The 16,494-nt window shown below is 62.4% G+C and carries 15 protein-coding genes and 1 pseudogene; 10 read left to right on the top strand and 6 right to left on the bottom strand.

What is annotated here, in order from left to right; translation table 11 throughout:
• Positions 1 to 599 precede the first annotated feature (599 nt).
• From HBR94_RS27965 to HBR94_RS27985, 5 genes are all read left to right on the top strand, one after another.
• Positions 600 to 2,051, top strand: coding sequence for an alanine/glycine:cation symporter family protein (locus tag HBR94_RS27965; protein ID WP_169960426.1), 1,452 nt, complete (start codon positions 600 to 602; stop codon positions 2,049 to 2,051).
• Between the two features lie 77 nt (positions 2,052 to 2,128).
• Positions 2,129 to 3,106 carry an asparaginase gene (locus HBR94_RS27970; protein ID WP_170045883.1) on the top strand — a complete coding sequence of 326 codons (978 nt, stop codon included), beginning with the start codon at positions 2,129 to 2,131 and terminating at the stop codon, positions 3,104 to 3,106.
• Between the two features lie 50 nt (positions 3,107 to 3,156).
• On the top strand, positions 3,157 to 4,149 hold the full coding sequence (locus HBR94_RS27975; protein ID WP_057440561.1) for an AraC family transcriptional regulator: 993 nt from the start codon (positions 3,157 to 3,159) through the stop codon (positions 4,147 to 4,149).
• A 136-nt stretch (positions 4,150 to 4,285) separates the two neighbouring features.
• Complete coding sequence (locus HBR94_RS27980; protein ID WP_170045884.1) at positions 4,286 to 5,320, top strand: histone deacetylase family protein; 1,035 nt, start codon at positions 4,286 to 4,288, stop codon at positions 5,318 to 5,320.
• On the top strand, positions 5,317 to 6,408 hold the full coding sequence (locus HBR94_RS27985; protein WP_057440563.1) for a polyamine ABC transporter substrate-binding protein: 1,092 nt from the start codon (positions 5,317 to 5,319) through the stop codon (positions 6,406 to 6,408). Before HBR94_RS27980 ends, HBR94_RS27985 begins: the two co-directional genes overlap by 4 nt.
• Positions 6,409 to 6,477: 69 nt before the next feature.
• On the opposite strand, the gene HBR94_RS27990 is transcribed toward HBR94_RS27985, so the two are convergent.
• Positions 6,478 to 8,019, bottom strand: coding sequence for a PLP-dependent aminotransferase family protein (locus HBR94_RS27990; RefSeq protein ID WP_170045885.1), 1,542 nt, complete (start codon positions 8,017 to 8,019; stop codon positions 6,478 to 6,480).
• A gap of 87 nt (positions 8,020 to 8,106) precedes the next feature.
• Between HBR94_RS27990 and HBR94_RS27995 the strand changes: the two genes are divergently transcribed.
• From HBR94_RS27995 to HBR94_RS28005, 3 genes are read left to right on the top strand one after another with little or no spacing between them, the layout of a single operon-like run.
• Positions 8,107 to 8,742, top strand: a complete 636-nt coding sequence (locus tag HBR94_RS27995; RefSeq protein WP_057440564.1) for an FMN-binding negative transcriptional regulator — start codon at positions 8,107 to 8,109, stop codon at positions 8,740 to 8,742.
• Positions 8,739 to 9,185: a GNAT family N-acetyltransferase gene (locus HBR94_RS28000; RefSeq protein WP_057440565.1), complete on the top strand. Its 447-nt coding sequence runs from the start codon at positions 8,739 to 8,741 to the stop codon at positions 9,183 to 9,185. Before HBR94_RS27995 ends, HBR94_RS28000 begins: the two co-directional genes overlap by 4 nt.
• Positions 9,186 to 9,195: 10 nt before the next feature.
• The gene (locus tag HBR94_RS28005; RefSeq protein ID WP_057440566.1) at positions 9,196 to 9,867 is read left to right on the top strand and encodes a GNAT family protein; all 672 of its coding nucleotides are present in this window, start codon (positions 9,196 to 9,198) and stop codon (positions 9,865 to 9,867) included.
• A 3-nt stretch (positions 9,868 to 9,870) separates the two neighbouring features.
• On the opposite strand, the gene HBR94_RS28010 is transcribed toward HBR94_RS28005, so the two are convergent.
• The gene (locus HBR94_RS28010) at positions 9,871 to 10,137 is read right to left on the bottom strand and encodes a transcriptional regulator (RefSeq protein WP_170045886.1); all 267 of its coding nucleotides are present in this window, start codon (positions 10,135 to 10,137) and stop codon (positions 9,871 to 9,873) included.
• Between the two features lie 150 nt (positions 10,138 to 10,287).
• Here HBR94_RS28010 and HBR94_RS28015 point away from each other — a divergent pair, with 150 nt between their 5' ends.
• Positions 10,288 to 11,544: an autotransporter outer membrane beta-barrel domain-containing protein gene (locus HBR94_RS28015; RefSeq protein ID WP_170045887.1), complete on the top strand. Its 1,257-nt coding sequence runs from the start codon at positions 10,288 to 10,290 to the stop codon at positions 11,542 to 11,544.
• Positions 11,545 to 11,622: 78 nt separating this feature from the next.
• Here the strand turns inward: HBR94_RS28015 and oadA are convergent, their stop codons facing one another.
• Together oadA and HBR94_RS28025 are read right to left on the bottom strand one after the other, a co-directional pair.
• Entirely contained in the window at positions 11,623 to 13,431 is a 1,809-nt protein-coding gene (gene oadA / locus HBR94_RS28020) for a sodium-extruding oxaloacetate decarboxylase subunit alpha (protein WP_115129316.1), read from the bottom strand.
• Positions 13,432 to 13,442: 11 nt separating this feature from the next.
• Positions 13,443 to 14,858 (bottom strand): acetyl-CoA carboxylase biotin carboxylase subunit, encoded by a 1,416-nt coding sequence (locus HBR94_RS28025; RefSeq protein WP_029290035.1) that lies wholly within the window; start codon positions 14,856 to 14,858, stop codon positions 13,443 to 13,445.
• Between the two features lie 195 nt (positions 14,859 to 15,053).
• Between HBR94_RS28025 and HBR94_RS28030 the strand changes: the two genes are divergently transcribed.
• Positions 15,054 to 16,028 carry a LysR family transcriptional regulator gene (locus tag HBR94_RS28030; protein ID WP_057440568.1) on the top strand — a complete coding sequence of 325 codons (975 nt, stop codon included), beginning with the start codon at positions 15,054 to 15,056 and terminating at the stop codon, positions 16,026 to 16,028.
• Here the strand turns inward: HBR94_RS28030 and HBR94_RS28885 are convergent.
• Positions 15,958 to 16,155 carry a hypothetical protein gene (locus HBR94_RS28885; protein ID WP_057444237.1) on the bottom strand — a complete coding sequence of 66 codons (198 nt, stop codon included), beginning with the start codon at positions 16,153 to 16,155 and terminating at the stop codon, positions 15,958 to 15,960. The two genes, HBR94_RS28030 and HBR94_RS28885, sit on opposite strands and share 71 nt — an antisense overlap.
• Before the next feature lie 163 nt (positions 16,156 to 16,318).
• Positions 16,319 to 16,494 (bottom strand): annotated as a pseudogene (locus HBR94_RS28035) (transcriptional regulator); the annotation flags it as partial.

Raw genomic sequence — 16,494 nt, forward strand, 5'->3', positions numbered from 1 at the left:
AGGCGCCCCGTTAAACCACGCTGGCCGTCATCCGATATTGATTTGGGGGGTAACCCGGCAGGACGCCGGGTTAGCCGCGCTGGGCCATGGATGGCCCATCGCGGCGGCCCCCCAAATCAATGTCGGATGACGGGCACACCGAGCCTAGGCGAGGTGCCGAGTGGTGGGGCAAGAGCCCTTTTGGTTACTTTTGGGGCTCTTTTCCAAAAGTGACCCGCCGTAAGGGCGGAACCCTAAGTGGCCGTGACCGCAGCAACGGATATGTACACAAACCCAAGAAGCACCAGAGAAAAGAGTTGTGTAAAGACTCATGCCCATCGCAGCCTCACCAAAGCTCAACAGCTCCCACATTAGGTCAGTGTGACACTCGACCATTCCTCGCTCAATTGCGCTGCTTGCAGACGGCTGGCGCACACCTAGGTATAGTGCCGCCCCTCTTCGCATGCACGATCGTCAGCCGCATGCGAACGCCGAACTAATAACAACCCGCGACATGGAACCGGGACGAGCCCTCGCCCCACCTATCGTGCTGTCTGCGAAATGGTGTGGAGTCGAGCCGTCCGGCTTTTGCCTTTACAGAAAACAGCGAGGAATACTCCATGCTAGAAGTCATCAACGACTTCCTCTCAGGAAAAGTACTGATCGTGCTCATTGTCGGGCTCGGTGGTTACTTCACGATCCGCTCGCGTTTCGTTCAGTTTCGTCACTTCTTTCATATGTTCGCGGTGTTTCGCGACAGCCTGAAAAGCAGTGCCGGCCAACTCAGCTCGTTCCAGGCGCTGATGCTCAGCCTGGCCGGGCGGGTGGGTGCCGGTAACATCGCCGGGGTCGGCATCGCCGTGACCCTGGGCGGCCCGGGCGCAGTGTTCTGGATGTGGGTCACCGCGCTGGTGGGCATGTCCTCGAGCTTTATCGAGTGCTCCCTGGGCCAGCTCTACAAACGTACCGACGCCGAAGGCACCTACCGTGGCGGCCCGGCCTATTACATCCAGCACGGCCTGCAAAAACGCTGGCTGGGGATGGTCATGGCGTTTCTGCTGCTGGTGACCTTCGGGTTCGCCTTCAATGGCCTGCAAGCCCATGCCGTGACCCACTCGCTGAACAACGCCTTTGGCTTCGACACCACCTACACCGGCCTGGCGCTGGCGGTGTTGCTGGGCCTGGTGTTTATCGGCGGGATCAAGCGCATTGCCTCGATTGCCGACCTGCTGGTACCGGTCAAGACCCTGGTCTATATCGCCGTGACGGTCTACGTGATCGTGCTGCAATTCGACCAGGTACCGGCCATGCTCGCGACCATCGTCAAGAGCGCCTTTGGCCTGGACCAGGCCTTCGGCGGCCTGGTGGGCAGCGCGATCATCATGGGTGTGAAGCGCGGCGTGTTTGCCAACGAAGCGGGCCTGGGCAGCGCGCCCAACGTGGCAGCCGTGGCCTCGGTGGAACACCCGGTCGCCCAAGGTGTGGTGCAAGCGTTCAGCGTGTTCCTCGACACCTTCATCATCTGCACCTGCACCGCCCTGCTGATCCTGCTCTCGGGCTTCTACACCCCAGGCTTTGAAGGCGACGGCATTGCCCTGACCCAGAACTCCCTGGCGGCGGTGGTCGGTGACTGGGGCCGGATGTTTATCTCGGTGGCCCTGGCGTTGTTCGTGTTCACCTCGATCATGTACAACTACTACCTGGGCGAGAGCAACCTGCGCTTTTTGGTGGGCAACAACCGCAAGGTGCTGATCGGTTATCGCGCGCTGGTGCTGGTGCTGATCTTCTGGGGTTCGATCGAGAACCTGAGCACCGTGTTCGCCTTCGCCGACATCACCATGACCATGCTGGCGTTCGTCAACCTGTTCGCCCTGGCGTTCCTGTTCAAGATCGCTATGCGCATCCTCAACGACTACGACAGCCAGCGCGCGGCGGGCATCAAGACCCCGGTGTTCGATTCCAGCCAGTTCCCTGACCTGGACCTGGACCGCAAGGCCTGGCCGGCCAACCCGGTGCAGCCGGAGCCAACGGTTCAAGCGACTGCTGAACTGAACGCCCAAGTGCAACGCTGAGCCTAGATAGATGACACGCCGCCCGGCCTTGGGCATGCTCTGGGCCCGGCGGCGTTTTTCGTTCAGGAGATTCTTCGATGTCCAAAGCTAACACCATCATGGTGCTCTACACCGGCGGCACCATCGGCATGCAGGCCAGCGCCAACGGCCTGGCGCCCGCTTCGGGCTTTGAAGCGCGCATGCGCGAACAACTTGCCCACCTGCCAGCGCCAGCCTGGCGCTTTCGGGAAATGTCGCCGCTGATCGACAGCGCCAATATGACGCCCGCCTACTGGCAGCACCTGCGCAGCGCCGTGGTCGAGGCTGTCGACGAGGGCTGCGATGGCGTGCTGATTTTGCATGGCACCGACACCCTGGCCTACAGCGCGGCAGCCATGAGTTTCCAACTGCTGGGCCTACCGGCGCCCGTGGTGTTCACCGGTTCAATGCTGCCGGCCGGCGTGCCTGACAGCGATGCCTGGGAAAACGTCAGCGGCGCCCTGACAGCGTTGGGCGAAGGCCTCGCGCCCGGTGTGCACCTGTACTTCCACGGCGCACTGATGGCGCCGACCCGCTGCGCGAAAATCCGCAGTTTTGGCCGCCATCCCTTTGCTGCACTGCAGCGCAACGGTGGCGTGGCCAAGGCCCAGGCCCTGCCCGCCGCCCTGGACTACCGACAGCCCAAGGCCCTGGCCAATGTCGGTGTGTTGCCGCTGGTGCCGGGCATTGATGCCGGGCAACTGGACGCCCTGGTCGCCAGCGGCATCCAGGCGCTGGTGCTCGAATGCTTTGGCAGCGGCACCGGGCCCAGCGATAACCCGGCGTTCCTTGCCAGCCTGCAGCGCGCGCTGGATCGGGACGTGGTGGTGGTCGCAATCACCCAATGCCATGAGGGTGGCGTGGAACTGGACGTGTATGAAGCGGGCAGCCGCTTGCGTGGGGTCGGCGTGTTGTCCGGTGGCGGCATGACCCGCGAAGCTGTGTTCGGCAAGCTGCAAGCCCTGCTCGGCGCCGGGCTGCCCAACGACGCAGTACGGCGCCTGGTCGAACTGGACCTGTGCGGCGAACTGAGCTGAGCGGCATATAACTTGCTCCACTTCCAGCCATCCCCTGGCTGGAAGTTCCCATGCTGCACTCCCACCTCACCACCCTCAATGCCGTTTCCCTGGTGCTCAGCACCTTCAAGGCCGAAGGCTTGCCCGCCGAAGCGCTGCTGGCCGGCAGTGGCATCTGTGCGGCGGACTTGAGCCGCGCCGACACACGCATCGCCACGCACCAGGAAATGCAGGTGTGCGCCAATGCCGTGGCCTTGCAGCGTGATATCGGGCTGATCGTGGGGCGACGGATGCACGTATCGGCCTACGGCATGCTCGGCTATGCGCTGCTCACCAGTGCCACTTTCGGTGACGCTTTGCGCCTGGCCCTGCGTTATCCGGCGCTGTTGGGAACACTGTTCGAGCTGAGCCTGGAGCAAGACGGTGAGCGTATCTGGTTCACCGCCAGCGATTACCGCGAAAGCCCGGCACTGACCGCCTTCAATGTGGAGCTGTGCCTGGGATCGCTGAAGGTAATCTGCGACGACTTGCTCGGCCACCCGCTGCCGCTGCTGGGTGCGCGCTTTGAGCATGCCGCGCCGGATTATCAGGCGCGCTACGCCGAGTGTTTCGACTGCCCGCTGCAATTCCAGGCCACTGCCAATGCGTTCGCCTTTGACCAACGCTGGCTCGCCCAACCGTTGCCCCTGGCCGACACGGTGACCCACCGGGCAATGGCCGAGCGCTGCCGCAAACAGAACACCGAATTCACCGGGCGCGAGGCCTGGCTGGGGCGGGTGCGCCAGTTGCTCGCGGCGCAACTGCACGCCGCCCCCGGGCTGGATGGCCTGGCCCAGCAGATGAACTGTTCACCCCGCACCCTGCGCCGGCACCTGCATGACCTGGGCTGCAGCTACCAGGAACTGCTGGACGAACTGCGCTTTGAGCGCGCCAAGCAACTGTTGGCGCAAGACCAGTGGCCGATCTACCGCATCGCCGAGCAGTTGGGTTTCAGTGAGACCGCGAGCTTCCGGCATGCCTTTGTACGCTGGAGCGGTGTAGCGCCGAGTCAATTTCGAGCATGACGCCCCATGTAGGGGCGAATTTCGGACAGACAATTTGGCCATATTTATCCCCTTTTGGCCGCTCCTGCCGTTCTCCAAACCTGCGTACACCGCAACACTGCAAGGCATCCCAACCTGCCTGCGGAGAACAATAAAAATGCTGACGATCTACTCGGACGATCACCACCTGCACCATGGCCGTTGCGAATTGATGGACGGCCAGTTGATGCCCTGCTTCGAAATGCCTTCGCGCGCCGACCATGTGCTGCAACGGGTCAAGGACCGTGAACTGGGCCCGGTGCAAGCGCCGCAGGACTTTGGCCTGGCGCCGCTGCAACGTATTCACAGCCGCGACTACCTGGAGTTTTTCAAAGGGGCATGGCAACGCTGGACGGCCTTCGGCCAGGACGGTGACCTGCTGCCCTACACCTGGCCCGCCCGCACCCTGCGCCGCGTATTGCCCACCAGCCTGCATGGTCAACTGGGCTATTACAGCTTCGATGGCGGTGCGCCGATCACCGCCGGCACCTGGCAAGCCGCCTACAGCGCAGCGCAGGTCGCGCTGACCGCACAACACGCGATCCAAAACGGTGCCCACAGTGCCTTCGCCCTGTGCCGCCCGCCGGGGCATCATGCCGCCAGTGACTTGATGGGCGGTTATTGCTACCTCAACAACGCCGCCATCGCCGCCCAGGCCTTTCTCGATCAGGGCCACAAAAAGGTCGCGATCCTCGATGTCGATTACCACCACGGCAACGGCACCCAGTCGATTTTCTATGAGCGCAGTGACGTGCTGTTCACTTCGATCCACGGGCATCCGGAGGCAGAGTTTCCGTTTTTCCTCGGCTACGCCGATGAGCTGGGCGACGGTGCCGGTGAAGGCTTCAACTTCAACTACCCACTGCCGGCCGGTTCCGCCTGGGACACCTGGAGCGCCGCACTGGAGCAGGCCTGCCAGGCAATCGAAGGCTATGACGCGGACATCATCGTCGTGTCCCTGGGCGTCGACACATTCAAGGACGACCCCATCTCGCAGTTCAAGCTCGACAGCCCGGACTACCTGGCCATGGGTGCGCGTATCGCTCGCCTGGGCAAGCCGACGCTGTTTGTGATGGAAGGCGGCTATGCGGTGGAAGAAATCGGCATCAATGCCGTCAACGTTCTCGAAGGTTTTGAGGGGGCTGCCCAATGAACATGCTCAAGTCGCTTGTGCTCTGTGCCGCCGTGCTGAGCACCGCCGCCCACGCCGAAGAAAAAACCCTGCGGGTCTATAACTGGTTCGACTACATCACCCCCAAGGCCCTGGACGACTTCAAGGCCCAGAACCCGGCGATCAAACTGATCTACGACATCTTCGACACCAACGAGGCCCTGGAGGCCAAGCTGCTGACCGGCAACTCCGGCTACGACGTGGTAGTGCCGTCCAACGTGTTCCTGGCCAAGCAGGTCGAGGCCGGGGTGTTCCAACCCCTGGACCGCAGCCAGTTGCCGAACTGGAACCACCTCGATCCCAAGCTGATGCAGTTGATTGAAGCCAACGACCCGGGCAATAAATTCGCCGTGCCCTATATGTACGGCACCATCCTGATTGGCTTTAACCCGGACAAGGTCAAGGCCGTGCTGGGGGCCGACGCGCCGGTGGACAGCTGGGACTTGATCTTCAAGCCCGAGAACATCAGCAAGCTCAAGCAATGCGGGGTCGCGCTGCTGGATTCGCCATCGGAAATCCTGCCCCTGGCCTTGCAGCACCTGGGCCTGGACCCCAACAGCAGCAACCCCAAGGACTATGTAAAAGCCGAAGCGTTGCTGATGAAGATCCGCCCCTCCATCACCTACTTCCACTCCTCCAAGTACATGGCCGATATCGCCAACGGTGACATTTGCGTGGCCGTCGGCTACTCCGGCAGTTTCTCCCAGGCGGCCAACCGCGCCAGGGAAGCCAAGAACGGGGTGATTGTCGACATGCGCCTGCCCAAAGAGGGCGCGCCGATCTGGTTCGATATGCTGGCCATTCCCAAGGGCGCGAAAAACCCGCAGGACGCCTACACCTTTATCAATTACCTGCTGCAACCCCAGGTCATTGCGCCCATCAGCGACTTTGTCGGCTATCCCAACCCGAACAAGGACGCGACCGGGCTGGTGGACCCGGCGATCCGCAACAACCCTAACCTGTACCCGACCGAGGCGGCGATGGCCACGCTCTACACCCTCAAGCCGCTGGCCCGTGACGCCGAGCGCGCCAGGACCCGCGCCTGGACCAAGATCAAGTCCGGGACCTGAGCAATCATGGCCGGGGAGCACCCTCTCCGGCCCCGGCGCCACCTCACCGAAAGCGATCGCGCGCCCAGATCATCCCACCCGCCAGGCCTTGCGCAGCCGCGCCAGGGCCTGGGCGATAGCCGCTTCGGGCACGGCGGCAAACCCCAGCACCAGGCCGGCGCGCTGGGCCGGTGCCGAGTGGGTGTCGGGCAGCCAATAGCTGCTCAGGGCGTTGATTTCTACATCCGCTGCCAGGGCCTGGGCGACTAACTGCGCCTCACGGGCCAGGCTTTGCACCCGTACTGTGAGGTGCAAGCCTGCCGCGACACCGGGTAGGCTACCCACGCCAGGCACGTCGTCGGGCCAACCGGCCAGCAAGACATTGCGACGACTCAAGGCGGCGCGGCGCATGCGCCGGATGTGCCGCTGGAAGTGCCCCGCTGCCATGAACTCGGCCATCACCGCCTGGGTGCTGACCTCCGAATGCCGCACGTCCACGGCGCGCCGCTGGGTGAAGGCGCTCACCAAGCCCGGCGGCAACACCAGATAACCCAGGCGCAACGCCGGGAACGCGACTTTGCCGAAAGTCCCCACATAGAGCACCCGATCACTGCGATCCAGGGCCGCCAGCGGTGCCAGGGGCGCGCCGCTGTAACGGTACTCACCGTCGTAGTCATCCTCGATGATCCAGCCGCCCGTGCGCTCGGCCCAGGCCAGCAACTCCAGGCGCCGGGCCAGGCTCATGACCACCCCCGTCGGGTACTGGTGGGAAGGCGTGACATAGGCCAGGCGGCAGTCGTTGAGCGCGCTCAATGCCGTGCAGTCGATGCCCTCTGCGTCCACCCCCACGCCCTGGAGTTTTGCCCCGGCATTGGCAAACGCATGCCCTGCCGCCCGGTAGCCGGGATTTTCAATTGCCACGCTATCCCCGGGGCCCACCAGTAGCTGTGCACAAAGGCTGATTGCCTGTTGCGCGCCGCTGGTGATCACAATTTGCTCAGCGGTGCATTGCATGCCTCGCGAGCTGCGCAAGTAAGCCGCGATCAGCCCACGCAATCGCTCATCCCCCGCCGGGTTGCCGTAACACAGTTGTTGCAGGTCAGGCTTGCGCCAAAAAGCCGCATTCAGCTTGGCCCAGACGTCAAACGGGAACAGATCGAAGGCCGGTACACCGACACGAAAAGCCCGTGGAGGGCCACTGGGTGGCAGCGGTAAATGGTTGTTTTCCAGACGACCCAGAGCGGGACTGTGGATAACTTCACTGGATAAATTCCCAGTTATATTTGCGGGTTTTGTGGATAAGGCTGGGGATAAGCCTGTTGATAACCCTGTGGACACTTTTGTGGATAATTTTTTTGTGCCCGGGTCGGTGGTGGGCAATTGCGCCACATAGGTCCCATCGCCCACCCGTCCTTCGATAAAGCCTTCGGCATACAACTGATCGTAGGCCCGCACCACGCTGTTGCGGGAAATCGACAACGCCGCCGCCAGATCCCGGCTGGCGGGCAGCCGGGTCCCACTGGCCAGCCGCCCATCCAGCACCCGCTGGCGCAGGGCCTCGTACAGCTGGCGTGTCAGGCCCTGACGGCGATCCAGCTCAATACCCGCAGGGTTGAATGACATGGGCGACATATTGGACCTATGAAATTGGCCTGAGATGGCTCTTACAACAGACCATTAGCCTGCCTAGGATGCAGGCATTCGCCAAGGAAAATATTTATGTACACGCCTCGCGCCTTTGCCCTCGACGATTTGCCCGAACTGCAGCAACTGATCCGGCACACGCGCCTGGCGCAGTTGGTGACCTTTGGCGAGCACGGCCTGCAGGCCAGCCATTTGCCGCTGCTGCTCAACCCTGATGAAGGACCCAATGGCACCCTCTACGGCCATCTGGCCAAGGCCAATCGCCAGTGGCAAGACCTGCAGAACGGCAGCGAGGCCCTGGTGATTTTTGCCGGTGCCGAGGCCTATGTCAGCCCAGGGTTTTATCCGGCCAAGGCCGAACACGGCAAAGTGGTGCCCACCTGGAATTACCTGGCGGTCCACGCCTATGGCCAGGCCGAGGTGTTCACCGATGCCGAGCGCCTGCTCACACTGGTCAGCGCCCTGACCGACCGCCACGAAAACGGGCGCGCCCAACCGTGGAAAGTCAGCGATGCTCCGGTGGACTACATCGACGGCATGCTCAAAGCCATCGTCGGGTTCGCCCTGCCGATCCAGCGCCTGCAAGGCAAGCGCAAGCTCAGCCAGAACCGCAGTGCGGCGGATATCGCCGGCGTACGCGAAGGGCTGGCCGCAAGCTTTGACGTGCGTGACCAAACCCTCGCCCGATTCATTCCCAAGGAGCCTTCATGAGCCAGATCGACATCCGCCGGGTGCAAGCCGCCGACCACGCTGCCTGGTTGCCACTGTGGCAGGCCTACCTGCGCTTCTACGACACGCAGTTGCCGGACGCCGTCAGCACCAGCACCTGGCAACGCCTGCTCGACCGCAACGAGCCGACCCATTCGGCCCTGGCCTGGCAGGACGGCAAGGCGGTGGGTATGGTCAACTTCATCTATCACCGCTCCAACTGGAGCATCGAAAGCTCCTGTTACTTGCAAGACCTGTTCGTGGACGCCGCCCAGCGCGGTGCCGGAGTTGGTCGCAAATTGATCGAATTCGTCTACACCACCGCCAAGGCCGAGGGGTGCTGCAAGGTCCACTGGTTGACCCATGAGACCAATGCCACTGCGATTGCGTTATACGAACGCATCGCCGAACGTCCCGGCTTTATCCAGTTTCGCAAAGGCCTTTAAGGAGCACAGCATGTCGACCTCACTCGCAGACTGGAAAGGCGCCCCGGCGCCCACCGCCCAACTGATCGAAGGGCGCTTTATCCGCCTGGAAAAACTCGACCCGGCCCGCCACACCGATAGCCTGTGGCAAGCCCTCCAGGGCCCCGGTGCCGACCCCAAGCTGTGGGACTATTTGCCCTACGGCCCGTTTACCGAGCGCGCCGTTTTTGATGCGTGGCTAAACAACCATGCGGCCAATAGCGATCCGTACTTTTTCAGCGTGATCGACCGCGCCAGCGGCGACGTGCAGGGCATCCTCAGCCTGATGTCGATCGTCCCGGCCCAGGGCCGCATCGAAATCGGCCACGTCACCTTCGGCGCCCCAATGCAGCGCTCACCGAAAAGCACCGAGGCCGTGTATCTGCTGGCCCGGCACGCGTTTGAGCTGGGCTACCGGCGCCTGGAATGGAAGTGCAACAACGGTAACGCCCGCTCCAAATACGCAGCCGAGCGCCTGGGGTTCAGTTTTGAAGGGGTGTTCCGCCAGCATATGGTGGTCAAGGGGCAGAACCGCGACACGGCGTGGTACTCGATCCTCGATGGAGAATGGCCGAAGGTCGGCGCCGGGTTTGAGGCCTGGCTTGGGGAGGCTAACCAGACGGCCGATGGGCAGGCGAAAACCCTGACTGAATGCCGGGGCTGACGTTCAGCTCAACGGACGCCGAACCTTGACCACGCCCATCTGCAAGCCGAACGGCCGGAACACAGCGTTCAACGACTTGAGCGTCTGATTGCCCTCACCGTGCTCGATATGCACCAGGGTGCGCAGGGAAATCCTGCACATCCTGGCGAACGGAGTCTGGTGCAGGCCGGTGACCTCCACGCGCAGCCGGCGCACGGCTTCGCCGACCTGCAGGGTACCTTCGGCCAGGCCCTGCTCCACACTCTCGATGAACAAGGCGCGTGTATCCAATAAAATACACCTTCCTCCAGGCCACAACCCTTACGCCTTTATTCACCTGGCACTGAAGATCTCTCCCGCAAACCGCAAACGCTTACCCTGACAGTTATCCCTCCAGCGCCTCGCTAAATTTCCCGCCTCACATCTCAGAGGTTCGGACCTATGCCCTGCACATCCAAGCGACTCGCCCTTGTCATCACTTTCGCGCTGAGTGCGTTGAGCCTTCAACTGGCCGCTGCACGCGGGGATATGGGGTCGCCGCCCAGCGAACCTGAACCGGCCAGTCCTTTTTATTTCATTGACTACGCCACCACCGACAATGGCCGGGCTGTGGCCCAGGTGCTGGACCGTGCGGTGGATGCGTTGCTGGAGTCGGGCGACCTGAGCGCGCGAGAAAAGTATCTGATTGCAGATGACGCCCGCTATATGGGCAACCTGCCCCCTGGAAGAATCGGCGCGGTGCTGGAGCAACTGGCTGCCAGCCAGAACGCCAACCTGGGCAGCGCCACCCAGAACAGCCTGAAGCCACTGCAGAGCAGTTTGCTGGCGGCCATGGGCGACGTGAGCGGCGATGCCAACGGTCGTGTCTGGCTACAGGGCCTGGGCAACGCCGGCAGCCTGGACGGCCAGCACGGCGGTGGCGATTTGCAACAGCGTAACCAGGGCGTGGTGCTGGGCGCCGATTGGGCCGTGGACCCCGCCTGGCGCATGGGTGTGATGGGGGCCAAGACGACCAGTGACCTGAGCGCCAAACGCTTCAAGGCCGCGCTCGACAGCTGGCACCTGGGGGCTTACGCGGTGCGCCAAGATGGGCCGCTGGCCTTGCGCCTGGGGGCGATCCACAGCAACCACGCCGGGTTGAACAAGCGCAGCGTGGATTTTGATTTCATCGACCATCGCGAACAACTCAAGGGCAAGTACACCGCGCAAAGCCAGACGGTTTTCAGCGAAATGGGCTATCGCGCGGACCACGGCAGTTTTACCGTCGAACCGTTCGCGGGCATCGGTTATCAGCGCTACCAGCGCGAGCGCTTCAAGGAAAAAGGCGGCCTCAGCGCCCTGAGTGTCGGCGAGCAGACCCAGCAGAACCTGAGCAGCACCTTCGGCCTGCGCATGACCAGCCTCTATACCCTGGACAACCAGATGCCCCTCAAACCCCATTTCAGCGCCCGCTGGAAACACCTGTATGGCGATGTCGGCAACCGCGTGCGCCAGTCCTCGGCCTGGGTGGACAGGTCGGTGTTCAACAGCGATTTCACCATCGAGGGCACTGCCCTGGACCGCAATAGCATGGCCCTGCAAGCCGGGCTGGGGCTGGGCGTATCGACCACCCAGAGCGTGGGCCTGACCTACACCGGCGATTTTGGCGCGCGCAGCAGCAACCAGGCCGTGATGGGCCAATGGACCCTGACGTTCTGATTTCGCACGGTTTGCAGACGAAAAAAAAGGGGGCACATGCCCCCCCGAGGATTAAGCGGTAGTCTCGAAGGCTGGGGATCAGCCTTCGATTTCGATCAGGATTTCACCCGGGTTGACCCGGTCGCCCTTGGCTACGTGAACGGCGGTGACTTTGCCGGCGATGGCCGCCTGCACTTCCGTCTCCATCTTCATCGCTTCGGTGATCAGCACAGCCTGGCCGGCCTTGACCACGTCGCCTTCCTTGACCAGCACATCCACGATATTGCCCGGCATCGCCGTGCTCACATGGCCCGGCTCGCTGGCCTGCTTGCGCTTGCTGGTGCCGCCGCCGACGAATTCGTTGAGCGGTTCGAACACCACTTCTTCCGGCATGCCGTCGATGGACAGGTAGAAGTGACGCTTGCCTTCGGCCTTGACGCCAACACCGGTGATATCCACGCGGTAGCTTTCGCCGTGCACGTCGATCACGAACTCGGTCGGCACACCTTCACCGCCGGCACGGGCCACGCCGCCGGCTTCCGGGATCGGCAGCAATACTTCTGGGGCCAGGGTGCCGGCGTCGCGCTCTTCAAGGAACTTGCGGCCGATGTCCGGGAACATCGCGTAGGTCAGCACGTCTTCTTCGGACTTGGCCAACGCGCCGATTTCGCCACGCAGCTTGGTCATTTCCGGCTTGAGCAGGTCGGCTGGGCGCACGTCGATCACGTCTTCGCTGCCGATGGCCTGGCGACGCAACTTCTCGTTCACCGTGCCCGGCGCCTTGCCGTAGCCGCCTTGCAGGTACAGCTTCACTTCGTTGGTGATGGTCTTGTAGCGCTCGCCGGCCAGCACGTTGAAGAACGCCTGGGTGCCGACGATTTGCGAGGTTGGCGTGACCAGCGGCGGGAAGCCGAGGTCTTCACGTACCCGTGGGATCTCTGCCAGCACTTCGCTCATGCGGTTGAGAGCGCCCTGCTCTTTGAGCTGGTTGGCCAGGTTGGAAATCATCCCGCCCGGCACCTGGTTGACTTGCACGCGGGTGTCGACGGCGGTGAATTCACTTTCGAACTGGTGGTACTTCTTGCGCACGGCATAGAAGTACAGACCGATCTCCTGCAACAGCTCCAGGTCGAGGCCGGTGTCGAACTCGCTACCTTTGAGGGCGGCGACCATCGACTCGGTACCCGGGTGGCTGGTGCCCCAGGCGAAGCTGGAGATGGCGGTGTCGATATGGTCGGCACCGTTTTCGATAGCCTTGAGTTGGCACATCGCGGCCAAACCGGCGGTGTCATGGGAGTGGATAAAGATCGGCAGGCTCTGCTCGGCCTTCAGCGCCTTGACCAGTTCGCCAGTGGCATACGGGGTCAGCAGGCCGGCCATGTCCTTGATCGCAATGGAGTCGCATCCCATGGACTCCAACTGCTTGGCCTGGGCCACGAACGCCTCGATGGTGTGCACCGGGCTGGTGGTGTAGGCGATGGTCCCCTGGGCGTGTTTGCCGGCCGCTTTTACCGCTTCGATGGCCACGCGCAGGTTACGCACGTCGTTCATGGCGTCGAAGATACGGAACACGTCGATGCCATTTACCGCTGCCTTTGCCACGAAGGCTTTGACCACGTCGTCGCTGTAATGGCGGTAGCCCAGCAGGTTCTGCCCACGCAGCAGCATTTGCAGGCGCGTGTTGGGCAACGCGGCGCGCAGTTTGCGCAGGCGCTCCCACGGGTCTTCTTTCAAGAAGCGTACGCAGGCGTCGAAGGTCGCGCCGCCCCAGACTTCCAGGGACCAGTAGCCGACTTTGTCGAGCTTGTCGCAAATCGGCAGCATGTCGTCGGTGCGCATGCGGGTAGCCAGCAACGATTGGTGGGCGTCGCGCAGGATGGTGTCGGTAACGAAGATCTTCTTGCTCATTGTTATATTCCTCACAGGCCTGCGTGGGCGGCGATGGCGGCGGCGATGGCCAGGGCCAGCTCTTCGGGTTTGCGCTTGATCGAGTAGTTGGTCAGCTCAGGATGGCTTTCCACAAAACTGGTGTTGAACTGGCCGCTGCGGAATTCCGGGTTGCGCAGGATTTCCTGGTAGTAGGCGGCGGTGGTCTTCACGCCTTGCAGGCGCATGTCGTCCAGGGCTCGCAGGCCGCGGTCCATGGCTTCTTCCCAGGTCAACGCCCATACCACCAGTTTCAGGCACATGGAGTCGTAGAACGGTGGGATGGTGTAGCCGGTGTAGATTGCCGTGTCGGTACGCACGCCGGGGCCGCCGGGGGCGTAGTAACGGGTGATCTTGCCGAAGCTTGGGAGGAAGTTGTTCTTCGGGTCTTCGGCGTTGATACGGAACTGCAACGCAAAGCCACGGTGCTGGATATCTTCCTGTTTTACCGACAGCGGCAGGCCGGACGCGATGCGGATCTGCTCGCGAACGATATCAATGCCGGTAATTTCTTCGGTGATGGTGTGTTCCACCTGCACCCGGGTGTTCATCTCCATGAAGTACACCTCGCCCTCGGCGAGCAGGAACTCCACGGTGCCGGCGTTCTCATAGCCCACGGCCTTGGCTGCACGCACCGACAGGTCGCCGATGTAGGCACGCTGTTCGGGGGTCAGTTGGGGGCTGGGGGCGATTTCGATGAGTTTCTGGTTACGACGCTGGATCGAGCAATCACGTTCGAACAAATGCACCACGTTGCCAAAGCTGTCGCCGAGGATCTGCGCCTCGATGTGCTTGGGATTGACGATGCATTTTTCCAGGAACACTTCCGCCGAACCAAACGCTTTGGTGGCCTCGGAGATGACGCGGGGGAAGGCTTGTTCGAGTTCTTCACGGCTGTTGCAGCGACGAATGCCGCGACCGCCACCACCGGAGGTGGCCTTGAGCATCACCGGGTAACCAATGCGGTCACCTTCGGTCAGCGCCTCGGCGATGTCGGCGACGTTGCCTTCAGTGCCCGGCGTCACCGGCACGCCGGCCTTGATCATGCTGCGGCGCGCTTCGGTCTTGTCGCCCATGCGGCGAATGACTTCGGCCGATGGACCAATGAATTTGATTCCACGTTCGGCGCAAATGTCCGCCAGTTCGGCGTTTTCCGAGAGAAAGCCGTAGCCAGGGTGCAACGCGTCGCAGCCGGTTTCCACAGCCAGGTTCACCAGCTTGCGCGGGTTCAGGTAACCGGCCAGGGGCTCGGCACCAATGCTGTGGGCCTCATCGGCGCGCTTGACGTGCAAGGCGTGCCGGTCAGCGTCGGAATAGACCGCCACCGAACGAATACCCATTTCGGCACAGGCCCGCACAATGCGGACGGCAATCTCACCACGGTTGGCGATCAGGATCTTTGTTATCACTTGGAAATTCCCTTGAGCCGATTGCTGCGTTCTTCGACCTGCTAGACCAGGTCGGCGCGTGACTAAATGTTTCAGGTCAGTCGCCAGACACACACTATGCGCACTTAGGGATTAACAAAAATCAATAATTATTGGGTTGTGTATAAGTAAAGACTTATAGTTGACCCCACAGCCCCCTGCGAGCCGCTTTGAATTATGCGTAAGTCACTGATGCGTATGACATTACGTCAATTGCAGATCTTCAATGAAGTCTGCGATTTGCGCTCCTACAGCCGCGCTGCCGAGGAAATGTCCCTTACACAACCCGCCGTCAGCCTACAGATTCGCCAGCTCGAAGAGCTGGTCGGCCAGCCGTTGTTCGACTACGTGGGCAAAAAGCTCTACATGACCGAAGCCGCCGAAGCCCTGCAGCGGGCCAGCCGGGACATCTTCGGGCGCCTGGAAAACCTTGATATGCAGCTCTCGGACATGCAGGGCTCGCTGCAGGGGCAATTGAAGCTGGCGGTGGAGTCCAGTGCCAAATACTTCGTGCCGCACTTGTTCGCCGCCTTCAAGCGCCAGCATCCCGAGGTGCAGTTGCACCTCACGGTGGTCAACCGCGCCCAGGTGATCCGCCGGCTGTCGGACAACCGTGACGACCTGGTGATCATGTCCATGGTGCCGCAGGACATGGGCCTGGAGTTTTTGCCCTTTCTCAACAACCCGATTGTCGCGGTGGCCCCGCCGGACCACCCACTGAACCTGCAAGGCCCATTGCGCCTGCAGGATCTGGAACCCTACACCTTGCTGCTGCGCGAGCCGGGCTCCGGGACGCGCCTGGCCTGCGAGGAGTACTTCAAGGAAAAGCGCGTGCACTTCACCCAGACGGTGGAAGTGGCCTCGGCCGAGGCACAGCGCGAGTGCGTCGTGGCGGGGTTGGGCGTGGCGCTGCTGACGCGCCACGCCCTGAACCTGGAGCTGGCCACCGGCGGGCTCAAGGAGTTGCCGGTGGAAGAGCTGCCGCTGTACCGCAGCTGGTGCCTGGTGCAGGCCAAGGCCAAGCGCCTGTCACCGGTGGCCCATGCGTTCCTGGGCTTTATCCGCAACGAGCGGGTGCAGATCAGCGTGCTGGCTGAACGCTTCGCTGGGCAGCCGCGGGCGCCTGCCAGTGCAGCTCCGGATAGTCGCTGATGCTCTGCAGCAGTTGACGCTGGTCACAACGGTCTTCAATTGCACGACGGAACGCCATGCGGCGCTGGTCTTCCTGCTGACGACGGGTTTTGACGGTGCTCGTGCTGTCTTCGTAGTGCCGGGCCATTTCGAGTCTCCCAATGCGAGTACGGGGAGTTCAGGATGGGCGCGGGGGATGACGGTTTGGCGGCACGCGGGTTACAGGACGATGAATCTTGCCGGTGCAACACCGAGCAAATCTGTGGGAGCTGGCTTGCCTGCTCTCACAGTTGACCGAGTGCCACCTTGGGTCAGTCGTCGAGGGCTTTGACGGACTTGGGCGACAGCCGCAGGCTGCGCAAGCTGCGCTTGACGCTCTTGAGGTGGTTGACCAGGCTCGGGCCACGGGCCATGGCCACGCCCATCGCCAGCACGTCGATCACCACCAGGTGGGCGACCCGCGAGGTCACCCGGCGGGAAATCTCGG

The sequence above is a fragment of the Pseudomonas sp. WS 5412 genome (genome assembly GCF_012985615.1).
Lineage (GTDB): Bacteria > Pseudomonadota > Gammaproteobacteria > Pseudomonadales > Pseudomonadaceae > Aquipseudomonas > Aquipseudomonas shahriarae.